This is a genomic window from Mycobacterium sp. 23, assembly GCF_048287075.1.
GTDB lineage: Bacteria > Actinomycetota > Actinomycetes > Mycobacteriales > Mycobacteriaceae > Mycobacterium > Mycobacterium gordonae_B.
This window is the reverse complement of record NZ_JBLVUX010000005.1, coordinates 557055-581143: the sequence shown is the minus strand read 5'-3', so window position 1 is coordinate 581143 and position 24089 is coordinate 557055. Positions and strand designations below refer to the sequence as shown.

Annotated in this window: 12 protein-coding genes and 3 pseudogenes; 8 read left to right on the top strand and 7 right to left on the bottom strand. The window is 67.2% G+C overall.

Annotation, left to right across the window (positions count from 1 at the left end; all coding sequences use genetic code 11):
- Positions 1-152 precede the first annotated feature (152 nt).
- Positions 153-2330 (top strand): glutamine synthetase III, encoded by a 2178-nt coding sequence (locus ACNQS7_RS04095; protein WP_418011539.1) that lies wholly within the window; start codon positions 153-155, stop codon positions 2328-2330.
- A 58-nt stretch (positions 2331-2388) separates the two neighbouring features.
- On the opposite strand, the gene ACNQS7_RS04090 is transcribed toward ACNQS7_RS04095, so the two are convergent.
- Positions 2389-3807: a PPE family protein gene (locus tag ACNQS7_RS04090; protein ID WP_418011538.1), complete on the bottom strand. Its 1419-nt coding sequence runs from the start codon at positions 3805-3807 to the stop codon at positions 2389-2391.
- A gap of 264 nt (positions 3808-4071) precedes the next feature.
- Between ACNQS7_RS04090 and ACNQS7_RS04085 the strand changes: the two genes are divergently transcribed.
- Genes ACNQS7_RS04085 through ACNQS7_RS04070 form a run of 4 tightly spaced genes read left to right on the top strand, consistent with a single transcriptional unit; the run spans position 4072 to position 10183 of the window.
- Positions 4072-5898 (top strand): serine/threonine protein kinase PknE, encoded by a 1827-nt coding sequence (locus ACNQS7_RS04085; RefSeq protein WP_418011537.1) that lies wholly within the window; start codon positions 4072-4074, stop codon positions 5896-5898.
- A gap of 4 nt (positions 5899-5902) precedes the next feature.
- On the top strand, positions 5903-6388 hold the full coding sequence (locus ACNQS7_RS04080; RefSeq protein WP_418011536.1) for an SRPBCC family protein: 486 nt from the start codon (positions 5903-5905) through the stop codon (positions 6386-6388).
- A 54-nt stretch (positions 6389-6442) separates the two neighbouring features.
- Positions 6443-8794, top strand: coding sequence for a Tex family protein (locus tag ACNQS7_RS04075; RefSeq protein WP_418015872.1), 2352 nt, complete (start codon positions 6443-6445; stop codon positions 8792-8794).
- A 57-nt stretch (positions 8795-8851) separates the two neighbouring features.
- Positions 8852-10183, top strand: a complete 1332-nt coding sequence (locus tag ACNQS7_RS04070) for an acyltransferase family protein (protein ID WP_418011535.1) — start codon at positions 8852-8854, stop codon at positions 10181-10183.
- Here the strand turns inward: ACNQS7_RS04070 and ACNQS7_RS04065 are convergent.
- The 4 genes from ACNQS7_RS04065 to ACNQS7_RS04050 form a co-directional block, all read right to left on the bottom strand.
- On the bottom strand, positions 10122-10565 hold the full coding sequence (locus ACNQS7_RS04065) for a nuclear transport factor 2 family protein (RefSeq protein ID WP_418011534.1): 444 nt from the start codon (positions 10563-10565) through the stop codon (positions 10122-10124). The genes ACNQS7_RS04070 and ACNQS7_RS04065 overlap by 62 nt on opposite strands.
- A gap of 12 nt (positions 10566-10577) precedes the next feature.
- Positions 10578-11702 (bottom strand): FAD-dependent oxidoreductase, encoded by a 1125-nt coding sequence (locus tag ACNQS7_RS04060; RefSeq protein ID WP_418011533.1) that lies wholly within the window; start codon positions 11700-11702, stop codon positions 10578-10580.
- The gene (locus ACNQS7_RS04055; protein WP_418011532.1) at positions 11699-12592 is read right to left on the bottom strand and encodes a DUF1295 domain-containing protein; all 894 of its coding nucleotides are present in this window, start codon (positions 12590-12592) and stop codon (positions 11699-11701) included. The genes ACNQS7_RS04060 and ACNQS7_RS04055 overlap by 4 nt, the downstream gene beginning before the upstream one ends.
- A gap of 145 nt (positions 12593-12737) precedes the next feature.
- A complete protein-coding gene (locus ACNQS7_RS04050; RefSeq protein WP_418011531.1) occupies positions 12738-13013 on the bottom strand; it encodes a DUF4235 domain-containing protein in 276 nt (91 codons plus the stop codon).
- 315 nt (positions 13014-13328) lie between these two features.
- Between ACNQS7_RS04050 and ACNQS7_RS04045 the strand changes: the two are divergent.
- Positions 13329-13830 (top strand): annotated as a pseudogene (locus ACNQS7_RS04045) (PPE family protein); the annotation flags it as partial.
- A 3750-nt stretch (positions 13831-17580) separates the two neighbouring features.
- On the opposite strand, the pseudogene glgX reads toward ACNQS7_RS04045, so the two are convergent.
- A pseudogene (gene glgX / locus ACNQS7_RS04040) lies at positions 17581-19697 on the bottom strand (glycogen debranching protein GlgX).
- Positions 19698-20066: 369 nt separating this feature from the next.
- Between glgX and ACNQS7_RS04035 the strand changes: the two are divergent.
- Positions 20067-21577: pseudogene (locus tag ACNQS7_RS04035) on the top strand (DUF4185 domain-containing protein).
- A 35-nt stretch (positions 21578-21612) separates the two neighbouring features.
- Here the strand turns inward: ACNQS7_RS04035 and ACNQS7_RS04030 are convergent.
- Positions 21613-22440, bottom strand: a complete 828-nt coding sequence (locus tag ACNQS7_RS04030; RefSeq protein WP_418011530.1) for an SDR family NAD(P)-dependent oxidoreductase — start codon at positions 22438-22440, stop codon at positions 21613-21615.
- Between the two features lie 37 nt (positions 22441-22477).
- On the opposite strand from ACNQS7_RS04030, the gene ACNQS7_RS04025 reads away from it, so the two are divergent.
- Positions 22478-24088, top strand: a complete 1611-nt coding sequence (locus tag ACNQS7_RS04025; protein WP_418011529.1) for an arylsulfatase — start codon at positions 22478-22480, stop codon at positions 24086-24088.
- Position 24089: the final 1 nt, after the last annotated feature.

Here is a 24089-nt window from a genome sequence, read left to right as displayed (position 1 = left end):
GCTTCGCGTCTCACGTTCGCAACCAATGCTGCGCCACCGTTGACGCGTGCGTAACAAGATCGCCATCGAACCTACCTACGGTGAGGCGGTCTAGCGTCCGTCGGCGATGAGTCACGGACCCCCCTCAACGCACGATAGTGATAGGAACTCCATTGAGCGGAAACGCGGTCCGCCTGCAGGCGATCAACAATGTCGAGGCATATGTACCCCCGGCGATCAGTTTTGTACCGGGTGAAGCTCCGGGCGAGATCTTCGGCTCCAACGTCTTCACCAAGGCCGAGATGCAGGCGCGGTTGCCGAAAACGGTCTTCAAGTCGATCGTCGCCACCATCGAGAAGGGTGCTCCGCTGGACCCCGCCGTCGCCGACACGGTCGCGGTGGCGATGAAGGACTGGGCGCTGGAGAAAGGTGCCACGCACTACGCGCACGTCTTCTACCCGATGACCGGCCTGACCGCGGAGAAGCACGACAGTTTCCTGGAGCCGGTCTCCGACGGCGCCACCCTGGCCGAGTTCGCCGGCAAGACATTGATCCAGGGCGAGCCCGACGCTTCCAGCTTCCCGTCCGGCGGCCTGCGCAGCACCTTCGAGGCACGGGGCTACACCGGCTGGGATGTCACCAGCCCGGCCTACATCCTGGAAAACCCGAACGGCAACACGCTCTGCATCCCAACGGTTTTCGTCTCCATGACCGGCGAGGCGCTGGACTACAAGACCCCGCTGCTGCGCAGCCAGCAGGCCATGGGCATTCACGCCGAGCGCATCCTGAACCTCTTCGGTCACCAGGACCTCAACAAGGTCGTGTCCTTCTGCGGCCCCGAACAGGAGTACTTTCTGGTCGACCGGCACTTCTTCCTGGCCCGGCCCGACCTGATCAACGCCGGGCGCACGGTCTTCGGCGCCAAGCCGCCCAAGGGCCAGGAGTTCGACGACCACTATTTCGGCGCGGTGCCCGAGCGTGTCCTGGGCTTCATGATGGACACCGAGCGGGAGCTGTTCAAGCTCGGGATTCCGGCCAAGACCCGGCACAACGAGGTGGCCCCGGGCCAGTTCGAGGTGGCACCCATGTTCGAACGGGCCAACATCGCCTCGGACCACCAGCAGCTGCTGATGACGATCTTCAAGACGATCGCCAAGAAGCACGGCATGGAGTGTCTGTTCCACGAGAAGCCGTTCGCCGGCGTGAACGGCTCCGGCAAGCACGTCAACTTCTCGGTCGGCAACTCCGAGCTGGGGTCGCTGCTGGTGCCGGGCGACACGCCGCACGAGAACGCCCAGTTCCTGGTGTTCTGCGCGGCGGTGATCCGCGCCGTGCACAAGTTCGCCGGACTGCTCCGGGTGTCGGTGGCCTCGGCCACCAACGATCACCGGCTCGGTGCCAATGAGGCGCCGCCGGCGATCATCTCGATCTTCCTCGGCGAGCAGCTGGCCGACGTCTTCGAGCAGATCGCCAAGGGCGCGGCAACATCGTCAAAAGGCAAGGGCACCATGATCATCGGTGTCGACACGCTGCCGCCGCTGCCGACCGATGCCGGCGACCGCAACCGCACCAGCCCGTTCGCGTTCACCGGTAACCGGTTCGAGTTCCGGGCACCGGGGTCCGGGCAGACGGTCGCGGTGCCGATGATCATCCTCAACACGATCATGGCCGACTCGTTCGACTACATGGCGACGATCCTCGAGCAGGCGGTGGAGGCCGGCGAGGATTTCGACGCCGCGGTGCAGAAACTGCTCACCGATGTCATCACCGAGCACGGCGCCGTGGTGTTCAACGGCGACGGGTACTCGGAGAATTGGCAGATAGAGGCCGCTGAGCGCGGATTGCCGAACCTGAAGACGACGCTGGACGCCATCCCGGAGCTGATCAAGCCGGAAGCGGTGGCGGTCTTCGAGAAGTACGGAGTCTTCAACGAACGGGAGCTGCACAGCCGCTACGAGGTGCGCTTGGAGCAGTACGCACTCACCATCGCGGTGGAGGCTAAGCTGGCGCTGGAAATGGGCACGACGGTCATTCTGCCGGCGGCCTTGCGTTACCAGACGGAGCTCGCCCAGAACGTCGCCACTTTGAAGGCGGCCGGTGTCGAGCCGAACACCGCAGCGCTGGAAGCAGTTTCGGCTCCGCTCACGGACCTGACCTCGGCGCTGGCGACATTGAAGGCGGCGTTGTCGGACCACTCGTCGAGCACCGCGCTGGACGAGGCCACCCACGCTCAGAAGGAGCTGCTGCCGGCGATGGATGCGGTGCGGGCGGCGACTGACGCACTGGAAGGCATTGTGGCGGACGACCTTTGGCCGTTACCCACTTACCAGGAGATGCTCTACATCCTCTGAGAGACCGTCGTCGGGCGTGAGGGCCGGCCGCAACAGCGGACCTGGTGATTCCCGGCCCTCACGTCCGGCGACCCGTGTCATCCCAGGTGGTCGGCGTCATCGGGACGGCCGGCGAGTCGGTGAAAGAGCTGTCGGCAAGCGTGGCCAATCCGGCGGCGTCTATGCCGGATACCGTTGCGGTTCCGGTGAATCCGAATGATCCTGCCCCGGCGCTCGAGTGTCCGGCCGGCGGTTCCGGCGGCGCCGCCGGCTCCTCGATGGTCAGAAACTCGTCGCGGTAGCCACGGCTGTCGACGGTGCAGCGACGGCGCCGGCGGGGCGCAACCGCACCTCTGGCATCGGCTGCGGCGGACGTGGCGATCTGCGCCCCAGGGGCACTCGCTGCCGCCTTGGTGCGCAGAGCGGGACCGAGCGTCGGCCCGGCGCCGGGACCCGGGCCGACAAGATATGCGACACCAAGGGCGGGCGTCGGTGCGGGTGCGCCGGCAGGAGCGGGAGCAACCGGCGTCTGCGGGGCAGGGGCAGCGCCGGGTGCCGGTGCCGCACCCGCCGTCAGGGGCGCGGTGATGCCGGCGCCGGGCACGACGCGTTCGGCGGCCGCGACGGGTGCTTCGGCGCCGGCTTCGGCGGCGACGGCGGGGAGGGCGCACAACGTGGAGAGGCCGAGCGCGAGCGGGATCGCGGCGAACCCGGGGGCCGCGACCACGGTATAGATGGGAGAGCCCAACAACGCGAACGTTGCGGCGTAGGCAAACACGTAGATCAGGGGGAGCCAGGTGGTCAACGCGGCCGCCGGGTTGGTGGCGAAGTCGGTGATGATCTGCACTACCGTGCCGAACGGGTTGGTGACCAGGCTCTTGAGCACCCGGTACATGCTCGAGAAATGTTCGGACCAGGCCAACGCTTCTTCGATGGGATCGGTGGGAGGCAGTTTCGCCGGTTCCGCGGTGCCGATCGGCGGCGCCGCGTCCGTGGGCGTCACCGAAGTGACCGCCGATGACGAAAGTGCCTGGTACACAGTCATCGTCGTGGCTGCCTGAATCCACATCCGCACATAGTCGGCCTCGTTGAGCGCGATCGGGATCGTGTTGAGCCCGAAGAAGTTCGTCGCGACCAGTACGCCGTGCACCGCATGGTTTGCGGCCAGTTCGGCCGGGGTCGGCATCGCTGCCAATGCCGCGGTGTACGCGGCGGCGGCCAACTCGTGTTGCGCGGCGGCGTTTGCGCTCTTGGCGCTCGCGCGCGTCAGCCAGTCCAGATACGGCACGTGGGCGGCGGCGTATCGCGACGCCGTCGGGCCGTCCCACACTCCGCCCTGCACGGTGGCCAGCAAGGTGGTCAATTCGGTTGCCACCACGGCAAACTCGGTGCTGAGCGTCTGCCATCCCGACGCTGCGGCCAGCACTGCACCGGGTCCCGGACCGCTGCTCAACAGGCTCGAATGCAGTTCGGGGGGTATCGCCATCCATACGGTCATCGGGTGCCTCACTGTCCTCGCCGCTCTCGGTATCTAAACTATGGGTAACCTAACCTAACTTAGGGTGACCTATCTATACTTCTGGGCAACTGCGCAGACGCCTCTTCGCCGCTCGGCCCGGCAAAGCACGCCTGCTGCTTGCCGAAACCATTAGCCTTATGCCTGGCACGCCACCGCGTACTCGTGTCCGGCGCAGGTCATGGTCGGAGGCGCGAAGGCGCTTCGGATCGGATTGCTGTGCGAAAGGTGGGTGGGAAGTCGGCGATGGGTGACACGTCCGAAGGTTCGCGGGAGGGGACGCAGTTCGGGCCGTACCGTTTGCGGCGCCTGGTGGGGCGCGGCGGCATGGGTGACGTGTACGAGGCCGAGGACACCGTGCGCGAGCGTGTCGTCGCCCTGAAGCTGATGTCGCAGTCGCTGTCGCAGGACCCGGTCTTTCGCTCCCGGATGCAGCGGGAAGCCCGCACGGCCGGACGTTTGCAGGAACCGCATGTCGTGCCGATCCACGACTACGGCGAGATCGACGGTCAGCTGTATGTGGACATGCGCCTGATCGACGGCAAAGACCTGGCCGCCATCTTGAAGCGCTACGGACCCCTCACCCCGCCGCGCGCCGTGGCGGTCATCCGGCAGATCGGCGCCGCACTGGACGCGGCACACGCCGCCGGAGTGACGCATCGTGACGTCAAACCGGAGAACATCCTGGTCAGCGGCGACGACTTCGCGTACCTGGTCGACTTCGGCATCGCCAGCGCGGGTTCGGACGAGAAGCTCACTCAGATCGGCAGCACGGTGGGGACTCTCTACTACATGGCTCCGGAGCGCTTCGGCGAGGCCGAAGTGACCTACCGGGCCGACATCTACGCGTTGGCCTGTGTGCTGTATGAGTGCCTGGCCGGCACCCCGCCCTATCGGGGCGACCAGCTCAGCGTGATGGGCTCACATCTCAATCAGCCGGTTCCGCGGCCCAGCGTGGCGCGTCCGGGCATTCCGGCGGCCTTCGACCAAGTCATTGCCCGGGGTATGGCCAAGGATCCGGCGGACCGTTACCCCACCTGCGGAGACCTGTCGGCCGCGGCATATGCGGCGCTGGCGACGCCCGACCAGGACCGGGCTGCGGACATCCTCGAACGCAGTCAGGTCGGGAAACTGCCGCCACCGTTCGCCGGTCCGACACCCGGAAGTTTTCCGGCCGCCGCGCCGCCCGCGATGACGCCGGGAACACCCTGGCCGGCGCCTCCGGCACCAATGCCGGGAACGCAGCCGGCCGCCCAGGGTGGCCCCGCGCCGGGGCAGTGGGCTCCCACCCACGGCTGGGGAGCCACGCCCGCGGGCACCACCGGAGTACCCCCGTGGGGCCAACCGCAGCAGTCGCGGGGGACCGGCCTGCTGCGCAAGCCCTGGCTTTGGGCGGGTTTAGCGATCGCCGTGATCGTTGCGGTCGCGGGCGGGCTGATCATCGGTTTCTCCCACCCCAAGCATTCAGCCTCGCCGTCGAAATCCTCCACGCCGCCGCCGGCCCCGGACGCCGTGCAACTCAACGTGCTCAATGACGGCGTGTTCATCGGCAGCTCGGCGGCCGTCGCGACGATCGACGTCTTCAACGAACCGATCTGCCCGCCGTGCGGTGCGTTCATCAGGTCCTACGCCAGCGACATCGACACCGCGGTCAACAACAAGAAACTCGCGGTGCGCTACCACCTGCTCAACTTCCTCGACGAGCAGTCGCACACCAAGAATTACTCGACCCGCGCCGTGGCGGCATCGTATTGTGTTGCGGCGCAGAATGACCCGAAGGTATACACCGGCTTCTACTCCGCTCTGTTCGGAAGCGACTTCCAGCCACAGGAGAGCGCTCCCGCCGACCGTACCGACGCGGAACTGGCGCACCTCGCCCAGACCGTGGGGGCCAACAGCACCGCGACCAACTGCATCAAGTCGGGCGCCGACCTCGGGACCGCCCAGACCAAGGCCAACAACGCCAGTGCGTCGCTGGCCGGGTTCAACGCCAACGGCACACCGTTCGTGTGGGACGGCAGCAGCGGCGTGGACCTGCAGAATCCCAACTGGCTGACGAAACTGATCGGATAATCCGATGACGGAACGCATTGAAACCGAACGCACCATCGCGGCTCCCGCCGCGCAGATCTTCGCGCTGCTCTGTGAGCCGCGCGGGCATGTCGCGATCGACTCGTCGGGGATGCTGCAGGACGCCGAAGGTGACCCGGTGAGGGCTGTCGGCGACACGTTCGTGGTCCACATGGACCGCGAGTCGTTGAACGACTTCCCGCAACTGGGGAAGTACGACGTCACGGTCGAGATCACCGAGTTCGAGCAGGACCGGCTGATCGCCTGGACCATCCTGGGCCAGATCCGGCCCCAGATCGGCCATGTCTACGGCTATCGTCTGGAGTCCACCGACGACGGCGCGGGCACCGTGGTCACCTCGTTCTACGACTGGTCGAACATCGACCAGCAGTGGCGCGACGCGGGAATTTTTCCGGTCATCTCCGAAGCCGCGCTGCGAGCGACGCTGGGCATCCTGGACCGGACCGTACGGGGGCGCGCCGGACCCGGTTGACGGGTGCCGTCGGAGGTGTTCGGTAGGGTCCTCCGCGTGACGCCGACAGCCACCATCAAAACCGTAAATGCCCGTCTCGCTGAGGAACTGGCGGTAGAGCTGCCCCAGGTGGCCGCCGCGGTCAAGCTGCTCGACGAGGGCGCCACCGTGCCGTTCATCGCCCGTTACCGCAAAGAGGCCACCGGAAGCCTCGACGACGGGCAGCTCCGCCTGCTCGAGGAGCGGCTGCGGTACCTGCGGGAGCTGGACGAACGCCGGGCCGCCGTGCTCGCGTCCATCGCCGAACAGGGCAAGCTGACCGACGAATTGAAGGCCGCGCTGCTCTCAGCGGACACCAAGGCCCGGGTCGAAGACATCTATCTGCCGTACAAGCCCAAGCGCCGGACCAAGGCACAGGCCGCGCGGGAAGCGGGCCTCGAGCCCCTGGCCGACCGGCTGGTCGGCGACCCTGCACAGCTCCCCGAAACGGCCGCCGCCGACTTCGTCGGTGACGACTTCCCGGATGTCGCTGATGCCGCGGCGGCGCTGGAAGGCGCACGGCACATCCTGATCGAACGCGCCGCCGAGGATGCCGAACTGGTGGGCGCGATCCGTGAGACGTTCTGGGGGCGGGCCGCGCTGCGCACTACGCCGTGGTCCGAGGAAGCGGCGAAAAGTCCTGAAGCGCAGAAGTTCCGCGATTACTTCGACTTCTCCGAGTCGCTCGAGAGTATGCCGTCGCACCGGGTGTTGGCTGTGCTGCGCGGCGAGAAGGAGAAGGCGCTGGCGTTCAGCTTCGACGGCGGACCCGACGATGTCTACGAGGCCATGATCGCGCGCACCCTCGATGTCGACCTGTCTGTCAAGGCCCCGGCCCAGCCATGGCTGGCCACCACCGTCAACCTCGCCTGGCGGGCCAGGCTGATGTTCTCCGCGACGGTCGACGCCCGCATGCGGTTGCGGCAGCGGGCGGAAGAGGAGGCGGTGGCGGTATTCGCCAGAAACCTCAAGGACCTGCTGCTGGCCGCACCGGCGGGGGCCCGCACCACACTGGGCCTCGATCCCGGTTTCCGGACCGGCGTGAAGGTGGCCGTGGTCGACGGCACCGGCAAGGTGCTCGACACCTGCGCCATCTACCCACACCAACCCCAGCGGCAATGGGATGCCGCCAAGGCGGCTCTCGCCGCGCTGGTCGCCCGGCACGGCGTCGAGCTGATCGCGGTGGGAAACGGTACGGCCTCGCGTGAGACCGATGCGCTGGCAAGCGAATTGATCGCCGATATCCGGGCAGCCGGGGGCGGTTCGATCCGGGTCCCGGCGAAAGCAATGGTGAGCGAGGCGGGCGCATCGGTGTATTCCGCCTCGGCCTACGCCGCGCACGAACTGCCCGACCTCGACGTGACCCTGCGCGGCGCGGTGTCGATTGCCCGGCGCCTGCAGGACCCGCTCGCGGAACTGGTGAAGATCGAGCCGAAATCCATCGGCGTCGGGCAGTACCAACACGATGTGACCCCCGGGATCCTGGCCCGCAGTCTGAACGCGGTGGTCGAGGACGCGGTGAACGCCGTCGGCGTGGATCTCAACACCGCCTCGGTGCCGCTGCTGGCGCGAGTCTCCGGCATCTCCGAATCGCTGGCGGAGGCCATAGTCGCGCACCGGAACCACACCGGCCCGTTCGCGAACCGGCGCGCGCTGCTGGACGTTCCCCGCCTCGGGCCCAAGGCATTCGAACAGTGCGCGGCCTTCCTGCGAATCCGTGGCGGTGACGATCCGCTCGATGCCTCGGGTGTGCACCCGGAGGCCTACCCGGTGGTGCGGCGGATCCTGGACCGCTCGGGCGTCACCTTGGCGGAGATCATCGGTGACGAACGTGCGCTGCGCAAGCTTCGCCCCGCCGACTTCGCGGACGACAGATTCGGTATTCCCACGGTGACCGACATTCTGGCCGAACTGGAAAAGCCGGGCCGCGACCCGCGCCCGGCCTTCACCTCCGCGACGTTCGCGACCGGCGTCGAGAAGGTCGCCGACCTCAAGCCGGGCATGGTGCTGGAAGGCGTGGTCACCAATGTGGCGGCTTTCGGCGCCTTCGTCGACGTCGGCGTGCATCAGGACGGTCTGGTGCACATCTCCGCGATGGCCGACCGCTACGTGTCGGATCCGCATGAGGTGGTCCGCTCCGGTCAGGTGGTGCGGGTGAAGGTGATGGAGGTCGACGTTGAACGTCAGCGCATCGGGCTGAGCCTGCGCCTGGGCGATCAGCCGCAGCGCGACAAGCGGCCGGACCGAACGGCAGCGTCCCGTCCCGGGGTCAAAGGCTCACCGCAGCAACGAAATTCGCAGCACTCCGGGAGTTCCCGGCGCAGGGCGCCCGAGCCGTCGGGCAATTCGATGGCGCAGGCCCTGCGGGACGCGGGCTTCGGGCGGTGAACTCCGACGCGTAGTACTACTCATCCGGCTGCCGGGCCGGCTGGGCATGCTGGACGAATGCCCCTCGCTACTTCCCTGCCTGATCCTGCTGTGCTGGCATCCGACCGCAAGCGCGACCGTGCCGTCGACGTCGCGCGCCTGACCGCTCTGGTCGTGGTGATGTTCGGGCACTGCGCGCTGTTGCTGGCCACCATCGATTCCGGTGGCGTGCGGATCGGCAACCTGCTCGGAGCCATCCCGGCGATCGCGCCCGTGACCTGGGTGGTTCAGGTGATGCCGTTGTTCTTCCTGGCCGGTGGGGCCGCGGGCGCCTACGGCTGGCATTCCGGCTCGGCCTGGGGTTCGTGGCTGTTCACCCGGGCGCAGCGCCTGTGCCGGCCGGTGTTCTGGTACCTGGCGGCGTGGACGGTGGCGCTGGTGGTGGTGCGGATCACGGTCGGGGACGAATCCGCCGACGGACTCGGACGCGAGTGCGTGGCGCTGCTGTGGTTTCTCGGCGTCTACCTGGTGGTACTGGCTTTCGTCCCGGCGTTGACCCGGTTGCGGTCGGGACGGGCCGCAGTGCTGACCGTGGCGGGTCTGCTCGTGGCCGCGTACGTGATCGACAGGATCCGTTTCGCGGTGGGAACACCCGAGTCCGGTGTCGCCAATTTCCTGGTCGTCTGGTTGATTCCGGTGGTGATCGGGGTTGCCTACGCCCGCGGGCTGACCAGCGTTCGGGCGGCGGTGGCCGCCGCGGTTTCGGCCCTCACTGCGCAGGTCGCGCTCGCTCTCGCCGGCACGTATGAGGTTTCGCTGGTGGTGACCGGCGCGGAGAAGGTGTCGAACGTGTCGCCGCCGACGCTGTTGCTGGCGCTGCACTGCACCTGGATGTCGTGTGCGTTCGTGGCCGCCGCGGCGCCGATCCGCCGCTGGGCGCAGCGTCCCAGGGTCTGGCGCGCTGTCGCGGTGGGCAACGGGGGAGCGATGACGTTGTACCTGTGGCACATTCCGGCGATCGCGATCGCCGCCGTCGGTCTGAATGCCGTGGGACTGGACGCGTATGACGTGCACGCCCCGGGGTTCTGGGCGCTGCTCGCTCTGCGGGCGGTGGTTTTCGCCGCGGTCATGACAGCGATGTTCCGGCTGCTCTCACCCCTGGAGCACCGGCGTCTGCCCTGGTGGGACGAGCCGGTCCGGATCGCGGGGATCGGCACCACGGTCGCCGGGGGGTTGATCTGCATTGCCGGGGTTGCCTTGGTGCTGATGGCCAAGAACGGTCTGGCCGGTGCTGACGGTTGGGTGGCGCTGGGCGGCTTCCTGGCAGCGGCGGCGGTTGCGCGGGTGGTCAGTCGCGAGCCATCTGCGAGGCCGGGGCTGCCCAGTCGGTCGACACCGTCCGCTGCTTGATCAGCCACGTGCCCTCGGCGGGTACCAGCACGTCGCGGTAGCGCCCGAAATGGTCCAGCCCGACGTGGGTGACCACCGTGAAGTACGACGAGACGTGCGCTTGCTCCGCGGTGAGGTCGGTGAACCGCACGTTGGCCACGATGTGCCGGACGACGGCTTTGTCGCCTGCACCGGCGGTGGTGGCTACATCGGCCGTCACACCACGTAGAAAGCCGGCGATCTCCGTTCTGCCGCGTAGTGACCGCGAGCCGCGTATCTCCAGCAGGCCGTCGACACAGAACGTCGCGGCGAGGTCGTCGACCCGGCCGGCGTCACCCGACCAGTTGTACCGTGCCAGCGTGTCGCGAATCTGTTCGCGCGCAACGAGTTCCCAGATCTCCATCGTTGTGGCGGCTCACCCGAAGGGACGGTTCTCGCGGATGCCGCGATACATTCCCCAGCGCACGATCAACGGCATCACCACATGCTCGACCGACCACAGCGGGAAGCGGAAGGCATGCCCGGTCGGGAAGAACACCTCCAACCCGTCGCTCTGAACACCCACCAGCGAACCCCAGCGCCGCCCCGGCGCCTTGAAGGAACGCAACGGGCGGTCGGCGAACAGGGCGCGAACGTTCCGTGCTACCAACCCATCCCCGCGGTTGCGCGCGGAGCTGCGCAGGGGATCCGTCGCCGCCACGTCACCGACCGCGAAGACGTCGGGGTGGCCGGGGACCTGGAGTTGTCGCGTCACCCGCACGAACCCACCCTCGTCGAGCAGTTCCGGCGGCAGCCAGCCGGTATTGGGGCGCACCCGGCCGATCGCCCACAGCACGGCGTCGGCCACCGCCGGTGTCTGGCCGGTGCTCCAGCGCACCGGTTCGCTGGTGATCTCGTCGCCGGTGAAGTCGTCGGTGATCACGGCCCGATGCCCGGGATGCAGGCCCACGCCGAGTTCGGCCAGCCGACCGGCGACGCGTTTCCAGATCCGCGGATGGTAGTCACCCAGCGGCCGCTCCGCGGGAAAGTACAGGTCGATCTGTTTGTCCGGCCACGTGGTCGCGATGTTGACGGCGCTGCTGACCGCCGCCGCGCCACCGCCGATGACGATCACCGATCTGGCCGTTGCGACCTGCTCATGTGCCGCGTAGAGGCCGGCACCTATCTCGGCCGCGGACCGCAGCGACGGCTCACGCCAAAAACCGTTGCTGACGCCGGTGGAGATGACCAGGGCGTCGTACGGCTCGGCGATCGGCGTGCCATCCTCGCGGCGGCCGAACACTTTCCGCCCGTCGAGGTCGACTCCGGTCAGCTCGGCCTGCACCGTCCGGACCTGGTCCAACTTGCGGAACCTGTCGAACGGAATCCAGTAATCCCTTGCCCAATCGTCGGGGCGGGCGAGCCGGACGCCGAGTTCCTGACCGCTGACCAACCCGGGTTTCGCCGAGATCCCGACCACCTCGAAGTGTGGCGCAAGATGGATCGCGGTCAGCACGCCGACGTCGCCCAGGCCCGCGATCACCACCCGCTTGCGGCTCATGCCGCCACTTTCCGCGGCGGTCGCGGCACGAAGCGCGACACCCGGTCGATGACGCGCTGGTATTCGGGGCGACGGGCCAGGCTGCGTGTCTCCATCATCGGAATACTGGCGCCGAGGAACATAGCCAGCATCGCCGCCGCTCCGACGAACAACCACCACCAATCCGATGGTGCCGCCGCCACTCCGAACAACGCGAGAGAGAACCAGAACCCGAACTCGCCGAAGTAGTTCGGATGCCGCGACCAACTCCACAGCCCGCGGTCCATGGCCGCACCGGCGCGGGCCTCGCGGACGAACCGGTGCATCTGCACATCGGCCACGAGTTCCAGGGTGACCGCGGCCAACCCGATCACAAAAGCGAGGAGCGTGAGCCAGCGGATACCGGCGCCGGGGCGGGTCACGCAAACGTAGACCGGCAACATGCCCGCGAAGACCTGCAGCGTGGGGATCAGGTGGATGGCGACCAGGTCGACGACGAACTCCCAGCGCCCCGCCCGCTCCTTGAACATCGGGTAGCGCCAGTCCTCGTGGTGCAGGCCGGGAAATCCGTAGACCCAGTTCCCAGTCAATCGCACCGCCCACACCATGATCACGACGACCACCAGCCAGCAACGCAATTGGTCGACTCCGGGCCCGGCCTGGCTCCACCAGTACAACACCAGCAGCGGTGGTATGACGCTCCAATACGCGTCGTAGAAACTGGAATTGCGGTAGCCCCGGCTGAAGGCGAAGACCACCAGGGTGGCCAGCACGTCGGCGATGAAAGTGTCCAGCCACAGGCGTCCGGTTCGCGGGCCCCAGGCCAGCCAGCCGGCAGCCGCACCGATCGCGATCACATACGCGAGGGTGACCAGCGTCAACGATCTCGCTTTGCCCATCGGCTTCGTCATGGCACTGAGTTCATCTCTGCCACCGCGCTTTTCGGCAAACACGCGTCATCCGGGTCTCCTTCAGCGCATAGCCCGGTTGGCCCGGGCGCCCGGCCACGGTAGGCAAAACTGTAACACGTTCTACCAACGTGACCGAGGGCCTCCGTCAGGGGGCAGGGGACTCGTGGGTGACCGCTCGGTAGCCGCGGGCGCCCGCCCGGTCGACCGCGGCTTTGACCACACCGAAGATCAGCCCCTGCAGGCCGGCGCCGATCAGGGCGGAGCGGGTGGAGTTGCTCAGATCCTTCGGGTCGGGCGGGGCCTGGTCGTCGTCGCTGAACCGTTTCCATACCTGACTGAAAACGGCACCGGCCAACAGGCCGCCGGTAACGCTGGTGGCCATCGACAGCGGCAGGTACAGGGCTTTGGGCTTTGCGCTCATTGTCGTTCCTTTGCTTGTGCGGTTTGTTGTTACCGGTGTTCCCAATCCGCCCGCTCTCCAACGCTGCTAGCCGAACCCGACTTCAATTGGCGAAATCCGAAACAGAATCCTCCGGTGCCATATATGTTCTTGCTGCCGGCTGCTCTGTTTTTCCGGGTTGCTCTATCTCGTCAGCAGGAGGCGCGTTCGTGATGGTCAGTCGGGCAACCGAGTCGGTCCACACGTGAGCCGCTGGTGCGGAGTTGCGACCGGCGGTCGCCGCATCGGGAGCGGCGGTCGGCCGGAGGAGCCAGACGCTGAGAATGGATACGTTCGATGAATTATTCGATGCTGCCCCCGGAGATCAATTCGCTGCTGTTGTATTCCGGTGCCGGGCCGCGGCCGATGTTGGAGGCGGCCACCGCCTGGACGAGTTTGGCCGACGAGTTGCTGTCCGCGGCATCGTCATTCAATGCGCTGACCGCCGGGCTGGTGGGCGGAGCGTGGCAGGGGCCGGCGTCGGCGGCCATGGCTGCCGCGGCCAGTCCCTACGGCAACTACCTCAACGCGGCGGCGGCGCAGGCCGCCGGAACCGCCGGCCAGGCCGCTGCCGCCGCGGCGGTCTTCGAGGCCGCGCAGGCCGCGATCGTGCATCCGGCGCTCATTGCGGCGAATCGTAACGATTTTGTGGCGCTGGTGATTTCGAACCTGTTCGGGCAGAATGCGCCGGCGATCGCGGCAACCGAAGCTGTCTATGAGCAGTTATGAGCTCAGGATGTCTCGGTGATGGCGGGCTACCACGCGGGGGCCTCAGCCGTGGCCGAGGCGCTGGCACCGTGGCAGCAGGCGCTGGCTCTGCCGGGCGAAGGCGTGGACTTCAGCATCTCGCTCTTCGGGCTGCAACTGCTGCAGACCGGCACCGCCCAGGCCAACACCACCTTCGGTGGCCTGGCCGTTGCCAGCGGCGCCAACAGTTCGGCGAGCGCCGATCTGGCCGACATCGCGTTCGCCTTCGGTAGCGGCAGCAGTGCCTCGGCGACCGGCGGCGTGCTCAACATAGCTGGGGTCATCGGCAGCAACTCGATCGCGAACGCGACCGGCGCGGTCAACATCGGCACCGGCGCGCTGGCGTTCGGCAATAACAACACTGTGCTCGCCAACGCCATCGGCGTCGGCAACATCGGTACGGTCGCGGCTGCCTTCGGCAACGACAACATTGTGTCGGCCACCGCCGAAGGTGTGCAGAACAATGCCACCGTGGCCGCGGCCTTCGGCAACAACAACTCCGGCGTGGCGGCCAAGGTGACTGGAGTAGAGAACACCGGCATCGTCTCCGCGGTCTTCGGCAGCAACAATAGCAACGTGTCGGCCGACGCGTTCGGCGTCGAGAACAACGCCGTCGTGGCGGCCGTCGCCGGCAGCGGCAATGTCAACGTGCTTGCCGCCGCCGGTGGCGCTGGCGGCAACGAGGGAGTGGTGGCAGCCGCGCTGGGCAACAACAACGCGGTCGCGGCAACGGCGACGGGAGTCGGCGGCAACCTCGGCACCGTCGCGGCCTCCGTCATCGGCAACAACAACACCATCAATGCCAACGCGACCGGTGGCGGTCACCTCGGCACCGTGGCCAGTGCCTTGTTCGGCGACAACAACGGCGTCAAGGCGAGCTCTCTCGGCCTAAACAACATCGCCACGGTCGCGACCGTCGGCGGCAGCGGCAACACCGCCGTCTCGGCCGACGCCAGCGGCTCCGAGAACATCGGCACGGTGGCCACCGCGTTCGGCGCCGACAATCCCATCGTCGCGGCCAGCGCGCTCGGCGCCGGCAACGTCGGTAACGTCGCCACCTCGTTGGGCAACGGCAGCACGGTCACCTCGAAGGTGATCGGGGCCGGCAACATCGCCACTGTCGCCACCTCGGGCGGCAACAACAACGGGGTGGGCGCCAGCGCCGTCGGGGTCGGGGCCAACACCGCACAGATCGCCACCGCGTTCGGCAACGGCAACACTCAGGTCAGCGCCGATGCCGGTGGCGCAGGTGGCAACATCGCGACCGTCGCGACGACGTTGGGCGACAACAACACCGCCAAAGCCAGCGCATTCGGCGCCGGCAACATCGCCAGCGTGTCCACGGTGCTGTTGAGCAACAACAACAATTCGGCGGCCGAGACGATCGGCGTGGGAAACATCGCCACCCTGGCCACCTCCTACGGGCACGACAACAACGTCTCCGCCGAAGCCAAGGGCGTCGGCGGCAACACCGCCACCATCGCCACCGCGATCGGTCAGGGCAATTCCAAAGTGGATGCCGACGCAGGCATCGCGGGGGGAAATGTCGCCACCCTGGCGACCGTGTTCGGCGACAACAACACGGCACAGGCCAGCGCGGTGGGCGCGGGCAACACCGCCACCTTGTCCACCGTTCTGTTCAGCAACAACAACACCTCATCGGCGAGCGCCCTCGGCGTTGAAAACATTGCCACCGTGGCCACTTCATACGGCAACGGCAACAATGTCGCGGCCAGCGCGCCCGGTGTCGGACTCAACGTCGCCACCTTCGCCACCGCGATCGGCGAGGGCAACACCCAGGTATCCGCCTCGGCCGGCGGCGGTGGTGGCAACACCGCGACGCTGGCCACCGTGATCGGCGACGGCAACTCGGCGTCGGTCACCTCGACCGGCCTGGGCAACACCGCCAACATCGCCACCCTGATCGGTAACAACAACACCGCCAAGGTCGATGCGTTCGGCGTGGAAAACATCGCCACCGTCGCGACCGCCATCGGTGACAACAATGGCGTCATCGCCGGCGCGCCAGGCGTGGGCGCCAACATTGCCACGTTTGCCACCGCCATCGGCAACGGCAACACTCAGGTCTCTGCCGAGGCGGGCGGTGGAGGCAGCAACATCGCCACCTTGGCCAGTGTGTTCGGTGACAACAGCACCGCCAAAGTCAGTGCGACGGGCCTGGGCAACATCGCCACCATCGCCACCGGCATCGGTGACGATAACGGCCTGTCCGCCACCGCATTCGGGCTGGACAACATCGCGACGGTGGCCACCTCCTACGGAGACGGAAACACCGACGTGGCGGCCGAGGCCGGCGGGGCCGGAGGCAACATCGCCACCCTGGCTACCGTGTTCGGCAGCGGGAACGCCGTGACCGGGGCGCACGCGATCGGGGTCGGCGGCAACATCGTCACCCTAGGCACCGTGATCGGCGACAACAACGCAACGGTGTCGGCAAGCGCTACCGGATCGGGAAACCTCGTCTCGCTCGCTACCGCCATCGGAGACCAGAACACAGCCACCGTCGAGGTGACCGGGCTGGGCAACGTGCCGGTTGCCTCGACGGTGATCGGCGACGGCAACTCGATGAAGGTCAGCGCCTTCGGCGTGGAGAACATCGCCACCCTGGGCACGGTGTGCGGCGACGGCAACTCCGGCGGCATGGTCGAATCTGGTGGGGCGGGCGGGAATATCGCAACGCTAGCCACCGTATTCGGTGACAACAACACCGCGGCGGTGGCGCGGGCGGTGGGCATCGGCGGGAACATCGCCACCCTCGCCACCGCCATCACCGACGGCAACGCCGTCTCGGCGACCGCCAACGGCGCCGGCAACATCGCGACGGCTGCGACCGCGTTCATCGGTGGTGGTAACACGGCCACCGCGTCAGCGACAGGTGTGCAGAACTACGCGACTCTGGCCACCGCGGCCGGAGCGGGCAACGAAACCTCAGCCACCGCATCGGGTGTCGGCGCGAACATCGGCACCTTCGGCACGGCGATCGGGGACGGCAACACGGAGGTCGCGGCCACGGCAGGCGGTGCGGGCGGCAACATCGCCGTTGCCGCCACGGCGGTCGGTAACGACAACACGGTCGCGGCCAGCGTTGCCGGGCTGAGCGTTGGTGGTGTCGCCACCGCCGTCGGCGACGGAAACACCGGTGTCACAGTCCGTGGGCATCAGCCGGCCAATTTCGGGATACTGTCCACCGTTGTCGGCTCAGGCAATCAGCTGGTCGAGGCCAGCGGCCACGGCCCAGTGAACTTTGCCAACATCGCCACCGTCGTGGGCGACGGCAACCATGACGTCTGGGCCGGTGGCGCCGGCGTTCTGAACATCGCGGTGACCGCCGGCGGTAACAACTTCGCGCTGGCCGGCGATCAGTCGGGGGGCCTGGCGGGCGGCAACTTTGCCATAGTCACCGCCAACGGCGCCGGCGCGAAGGCGTTCAACGGCGTCATCAACCTCGCGGTCGCCGCCGGGGACCAACTGTTCGCGATCGCGGGCCCCGGCAGCTTCCATGTGAACATCCGGCCGTTGCTGGGGTAGCTAGGCTTATCGACCTCGCCGGCGAGCTGGGTGTCCAGCTTCACGTCGGCGTCGCCGGGTCCCTTCGACCCACAGCCGCTGACGTCGATCACGACATTGCTGCGCACGGTCAGGGCCCGCTGGCAGGCCTCGACCGACGCGGGTGCCATTACCCGGCGTGCTCAACGAGATCGTGGTGGTCACGCCGGTCACGCAAGCGGCGCCCTGAGCATACTGCCGGTTCGCGCCGGGGGAACAGGCTGGCTAACGCCCGCTACTCTTCGCGCTGGGTCTGCTCCAGCAACACCACCGCGCGTCCCTCGACCGTGATCTTGCCCTGTGGTGGCAGCGCGTCAGCGTTCTCGACCTGTCCGGTGCCGGCTGCGGTGTCCAGCACCGGCAGCCAGCCGGGCCCGAATTCGTCTGGGGGAAGTACGAATTCGATCGGCTCGTGGTGAGCGTTGAAGCACAGCACGAACGAGTCATCGGTGATGCGCTGACCCCGGGTATCCGTGCCCGGAATGCCCAGACCGTTCAAAAAGACCGCTACCGACTTGCCGAAGCCGGAATCCCAGTCCTCGTCGCTCATCTCCGAACCGTCGGGCCGGAACCACGAGATGTCGGGTAAGCCCTCCGAACCCCGGATGCGCACCGGGGCCCCGGTGAAGAAGCGGCGCCGACGGAAGACGGGGTGTGCGGCCCGGACGGCCGCCACCGCCCGGGTGAACTCGATGAGGTCGCTGTCGGCGTTGTCCCAGTTGATCCAGGTGAGCTCGCTGTCCTGGCAGAAACCGTTGTTGTTGCCGTTCTGGGTGCGGCCCAGTTCATCGCCATGACAGATCATCGGAACTCCCTGCGACAAAATGGTTGTCGCCAGGAAGTTGCGCTCTGCCGGGCGCGCAGCGCATTGATCTCCGGGTCGTCCGTGGGGCCCTCGGCGCCGCAGTTCCAGGATCGGTTGTGCGACTCGCCGTCGTTGTTGTCTTCGCCGTTGGCTTCGTTGTGCTTCTCGTTGTAGGACACCAGGTCCCGCAACGTGAATCCGTCATGGGCGGTGACGAAGTTGATGGACGCCACCGGCCGGCGCGCGGTGTGCTCGTAGAGGTCCGCAGATCCGCTGATGCGCGAGGCGAATTCGCTGAGGATGGCGTCCTCGCCGCGCCAGAAGTCGCGGATGGAGTCGCGGTATTTCCCGTTCCACTCGGTCCACTGCGGGGGGAAATTGCCCACCTGGTACCCACCCGGCCCGACGTCCCACGGTTCGGCGATCAGCTTCACCTGGCTGACGATCGGATCCTGTTGCACCAGTTCGAAAAACGCCGAGAGCCGATCGACGTCGTAGAACTCGCGCGCCAGGGTGGATGCCAGGTCGAAGCGAAATCCGTCGACGTGCATCTCGGTGACCCAGTACCGCAGCGAATCCATGATCAGCTGCAGGGTGTGCGGGTGGCCGACGTTGAGGCTGTTGCCGGTGCCGGTGTAGTCCATGTAGTACTGCTTGTCGTCGTCGACCAACCGGTAGTAGGCGGCGTTGTCGATGCCGCGCATCGACAGCGTCGGGCCCATGTGGTTCCCCTCGGCGGTGTGGTTGTAGACGACGTCGAGGATCACCTCGATGTTGGCCTCGTGCAGCGCGCGCACCATGGCCTTGAACTCCTGGACCTGACCACCAGGGGTGTTGCTGGCGGTGTACTTGAAATCGGGTGCGAAGAACCCGATGGTGTTGTAACCCCAGTAGTTTGACAACCCCTTCTCGATCAGCGTCGAGTCGTTGGCGAAGTGGTGCACCGGCATCAGCTCGATCGCCGTCACGCCCAGGGTGGTCAAGTGGTCGATGATCGCCGGGTGCGCGATCGCCGAATAGGTGCCGCGGATCCGCTCGGGGATCGCGGGATGGGTCTGGGTGAGACCTTTGACGTGCGCCTCGTAGATGACGCTGTCGGCGTATTCGTGGCCGGGCGGGCGGTCCACACCCCAGTCGAAGTAGGGGTTGATGACCACCGACTTGGGCATATTGGCCGCGGAGTCCTCGTCATTGCGGCTGTCCGGGTCGCCGAAGTTGTAGCTGAACAACGACTGATCCCACTGAAACGAACCGTCGATCGCTTTCGAGTACGGGTCCACCAGCAACTTGTTCGGGTTGCACCGGTGGCCGTTGGCGGGGTCGTAGGGTCCGTGTACCCGAAAGCCGTAACGCTGACCGGGCTGGACGCTGGGCAGGAACGCATGCCAGACGAATCCGTCCACTTCCGGCAGCGCGATCCTGGTCTCCGTGCCGTCGTCGTCGAACAGGCACAGCTCGACCCGCTCGGCCACCTCGCTGAAAACGGCGAAGTTCGTGCCGGACCCGTCGTAGCTCGATCCCAGCGGATAGGCCTTGCCCGGCCACACCTCCGGCCGGTCCTCGGGGTGGCCCGATCCGGCCGCGACCCCCGGCGTCGCGCTCTGCTCCGCGCTGACATTAACCACCGTGCCTCCTGACGTTGACGGATTGACCGAACTGGAACACCGGCGGTCGGCCTCTGTATATCCGTTGCCGGGCCGGGCTAAGCATGAGATCGCTCTCAGTCTGGGCAGTGTGCGGCGATGGGCCGAAAAAGGCTCCGTGAAAGTTGGTTTCGCAGTTCGGGGAAGGGTTGCGACACGGTCACGGACACATACCTATTGACTGCTCAGCGGTCACAACAACCTCATTGCTCACTATCGTCACATCAACCCATGCGGACGTCAATTCGCGTCCGGCCAATGGAAAGGTGTGAAATGTCGGCGATTCCTCGCTTCGTTTCGGTATCGCTGGCAGCGACGGCCGCTGTCGGACTTATCCTTCCGATCGGCCTGGTGCCCGGCGCCGCCCCGCAGGCGCATGCGTTGCCCTGTAGCGCGCCCGAAGCGAACGTCCCACCGCCGGCGAACGCGGTGGTGACCAATCCCGGCGGCAAGGTACTGGGCCCGATGAACAAGCGCCCCCGGGGCGCCAACGACCGCGCCCCGCTGCCGCGGCTGGGTCCGCTGCAGCGCACGCAACAACCGGGACAGCGCTACTCCGCGCCGATGCAACAGCAGGCGCTGGTCCCGGGCGCCAACCCCGCGCCCCCGGTTCCCGCTCCACCCGCCGCGGGGCAGCAGCCCGCGGCGGACCAGTTGGCGCCCGCTCCGGAGGGGGCCGTTCCGCCTAACCCGGCTCCGGCGCCGGCGCCGGCGCCGCCGGCCGGGGCGCCGGAAGCCGACGGCGCCCTCGGCGGCTCCAACACCTCGCTGGTCGAATGGGTGACCGGCCCGGACGGCCCTAACAAGACCCTCGAACGGTTCGGCATCTCCGGAACCGACCTCGGAATCCTCTGGGACAACGGCGATCCCGCCAATCACCAGGTACTCATGGCCTTCGGTGACACGTTCGGCTACTGCGCCGTCAAGGGTGACCAGTGGCGCTACAACGTGTTGTTCCGCAGCAACGACCAAGACCTGTCGCACGGCCTGCACGTGGCCGCCGGCGACCCCAGCAACAGGTACGCCGGTTCGCCCACCCAGCAGCCGGGCTTCTCCCGCCAGGTCATCAACAGCATCAAGTACGCCAGGAAGAAACCGGGATCATCCCGACCGCCGCCATCTCGGTCGGCAAGACCCAGTACATCAACTTCATGTCCATCAAGGACTGGGGTCGTGACGGCGAATGGTGGACGAACTACTCCGGCGTCGCGATGTCCACCGACAACGGCCAGACCTGGTCGGTATACCCGGGCACGATCCGCGCCAACGGGCCCGATGCCGCGCGGGTTCCGTACGTCGAGGGCAACGAGAACTTCCAGATGGGGGCCTATCTGAAGGGAAGCGACGGCTACCTTTACTCGTTCGGAACCCCGAACGGGCGGGGCGGCGCCGCCCACCTGTCGCGTGTGCAGCCGCGGTTCATCCCGGACCTCACCAAATACGAGTATTGGAACGGCGATTCGAATTCCTGGGTGCCGAACAAGCCGTCGGCGGCGACTCCGGTCATCCCGGGCCCGGTCGCGGAGATGTCGGCCCAGTACAACACCTATCTCAAGCAGTACCTGGTGATGTACACCAACGGCGCCAACGACGTGGTCGCCAGGACAGCGCCTACCCCGCAGGGCCCGTACGGCCCGGAGCACCTGCTGGTGTCGAATTTCCAGATGCCGGGCGGCGTCTACGCGCCGATGATGCACCCGTGGACGACGGGCAAGGACGTGTACTTCAACCTGTCGCTGTGGTCGGCATACGACGTGATGCTGATGCACACCTCTCTTGGTTAGAGGTCTTGGTTAGAGGTCTTGGTTAGAGGGCTCGATCAGGGGTCGACAGGGCGGTTGGTCCAGTCTCGGCCGGCGCGCCGGGTGGACCGGAACCATCCGCCCGCGGCGCCGGTCCCGCCGTCGGTCGGGATGGTGTGGCCGGTGACAAAGGACGAGAGGTCCGAGGCCAGGAACAGGATGACCCGGGCCTGGTCCTCCGGCAGACCCATCCGCCCGACCGGCACCCATTGCGGCCACTGGCTCTGCTCGTCGGGGGAGAGCCACTGCGAGTAGGGCACCTGCAGGGATTCGGTGACGTCGGGACCGATCGCGTTGACCCGCACACCGTCCCGTCCGACCTGCACCGCCAGGCTGCGGGTGAACGCGATGACGGCCGCCTTGAACGCGGCATAGACCGGGTCCTCCGGGTAGCCGCGCAGGCCCTCCACGGACGAGACGTTGACGATCGCCCCGGTCTGCCGGTCGACCATCATCGGCAGAAAAGCACGGGTCACCAGAAAGACGTGGTGCAGGTTCACCCGGTAGAGCTCGTCCCACATCTCGGGGCCGGTGCCGGCGAAGTTACCGGGATGCCGCACCCAGTGCCCGACATTGTTCACCAGCACGTCGATCCCGCCGTACCCATCTCGCACCGTCGCCGCCAGCGCCGCGACCTGATCGGACTCCCGCACGTCGGTCACCACCGCCAGAGCCGGGTCGCCGATCTGGGCCGCCGTCCGCTGCGCGCGCTCACCGTCGATGTCGGCGATGATCACCCGAGCGCCGTGCGCGGCGAACAGCCGCGACGTCGCCGCGCCGATGCCGCCTGCCCCACCGGTGACCACCGCGACACGACCGGTCAGCAATCCACTTCCGTGCGCCATGGTTCTATCTTCTGCCGGAGCTGACAGGATGCTCCAGGTGACCCGACCCAACTTTCTGGTGATTGTGGCCGACGACCTCGGCTTCTCCGACATCGGCGCTTTCGGCGGTGAGATCAAGACGCCGAATCTGGACCGGCTGGCCTATCAGGGCGTCCGGTTCACCGACTTCCACTCGGCGCCGGCCTGCTCGCCGACCCGGGCAATGCTGCTCACCGGGACCGACCATCACGTCGCGGGCATCGGCACCATGCTGGAGGTGTCCGTTCCCGGCTTCCAGGGCGCGCCGGGCTATGAAGGCTACTTGAACGACCGCGTGGTCGCGCTACCCGAACTGCTGCGTGACGCCGGCTATCTGACGCTGATGTCGGGCAAGTGGCATCTCGGTGCCACCATCGAAAGATCGCCGTGGGCCCGCGGTTTTGAGCGTTCGTTCGCGCTGTTGCCGGCAGGCGCCAGCCATTACGGAGGTGGCGGAGGCGGATTCCTCTCTGTACCAACGCTATACACCGAGGACGACCACTTCGTCTCCGTTGGTGAGGACTTCTACTCGTCGGACTACTACACCGACACGCTGCTGCGCTATCTGCGTGAACGTTCCCCCGAAGACGAGCGACCGTTCTTCGCCTATCTGCCGTTCCAGGCCCCGCACTGGCCGCTGCAGGCACCCGACGAATCCATCGCGGCCTACCGCGGCCGCTATGACGCCGGCCCGGACGTGCTGCGCGAGCAGCGGCTGGACGCACTGAAGCGCTTGGGCCTGTGCCCACCCGATGTCGAGGCGCATCCCGTGGTTGCCGACGGAGCCCCGGAGTGGGACGACATGACCGACGACGAACGGGCGCGCTCGGCGCGCAGCATGGAGGTCTATGCCGGGATGGTGGACCGGATGGACTGGAACATCGGCCGCGTCGTCGACTACCTTTCCGAGACCGGTGAATTGGATAACACCGTGGTGATCTTCCTGTCGGACAACGGTGCTGAGGGCGCCATCGTCGAGGCGATGCCGCTGCGCGGCCCGCAGATCGCCGCGCAGATCGAAAAGTACTGCGACAACAGCCTGGACAACCTCGGCCGCCCCAGCTCGTACATTTGGTACGGCCCGCGCTGGGCCCAAGCCGCCACCGCGCCGTCGCGGCTGCACAAGGCGTTCACCACCGAGGGCGGCATCCGGGTGGTCGGCTTCGCCACCTGGCCAGGCTTCGAGCGGCAAGCCGAGATCGGCACCGCGTTCACGACCGCGATGGACATCGCACCGACCGTGCTGGAACTGGCCGGCATCGAACACCCCGGCAGCAGCTATCGTGGCCGCGAAATCGAGCCGATGCGGGGCCGCTCACTGGTGGAATATCTGTCGGGCGCCGTGGACAGTGTGCACGACGCCGAGACCGGCACCGGGTGGGAGCTGTTCGGCCGCCGCGCCATTCGGCAGGGCGACTGGAAGGCGTTGCACCTGCCCGCGCCGTATGGCCCCGGAGCCTGGCAGCTCTACGACCTGTCGGCGGACCCGGGCGAGATCCATGACCTGGCCGCCGCTCATCCGGACAAGCTCGCCGAACTGGTCGAACTGTGGGATCGCTACGTCGAGGACAACGGCGTCATCGTCGAGCCGATATCGGTTTTCGACGCCGATCCGTCGCTGTTCGGGTGAC

Coding starts and splice junctions, on each gene's coding strand:
- ACNQS7_RS04090 (WP_418011538.1), bottom strand. CDS start 3,807: ATGACCGTATGGATGGCGATACCCCCCGAACTGCATTCGAGCCTGTTG.
- ACNQS7_RS04085 (WP_418011537.1), top strand. CDS start 4,072: ATGGGTGACACGTCCGAAGGTTCGCGGGAGGGGACGCAGTTCGGGCCG.
- ACNQS7_RS04080 (WP_418011536.1), top strand. CDS start 5,903: ATGACGGAACGCATTGAAACCGAACGCACCATCGCGGCTCCCGCCGCG.
- ACNQS7_RS04070 (WP_418011535.1), top strand. CDS start 8,852: ATGCCCCTCGCTACTTCCCTGCCTGATCCTGCTGTGCTGGCATCCGAC.
- ACNQS7_RS04065 (WP_418011534.1), bottom strand. CDS start 10,565: ATGGAGATCTGGGAACTCGTTGCGCGCGAACAGATTCGCGACACGCTG.
- ACNQS7_RS04060 (WP_418011533.1), bottom strand. CDS start 11,702: ATGAGCCGCAAGCGGGTGGTGATCGCGGGCCTGGGCGACGTCGGCGTG.
- ACNQS7_RS04055 (WP_418011532.1), bottom strand. CDS start 12,592: ATGACGAAGCCGATGGGCAAAGCGAGATCGTTGACGCTGGTCACCCTC.
- ACNQS7_RS04050 (WP_418011531.1), bottom strand. CDS start 13,013: ATGAGCGCAAAGCCCAAAGCCCTGTACCTGCCGCTGTCGATGGCCACC.
- ACNQS7_RS04030 (WP_418011530.1), bottom strand. CDS start 22,440: ATGGCGCACGGAAGTGGATTGCTGACCGGTCGTGTCGCGGTGGTCACC.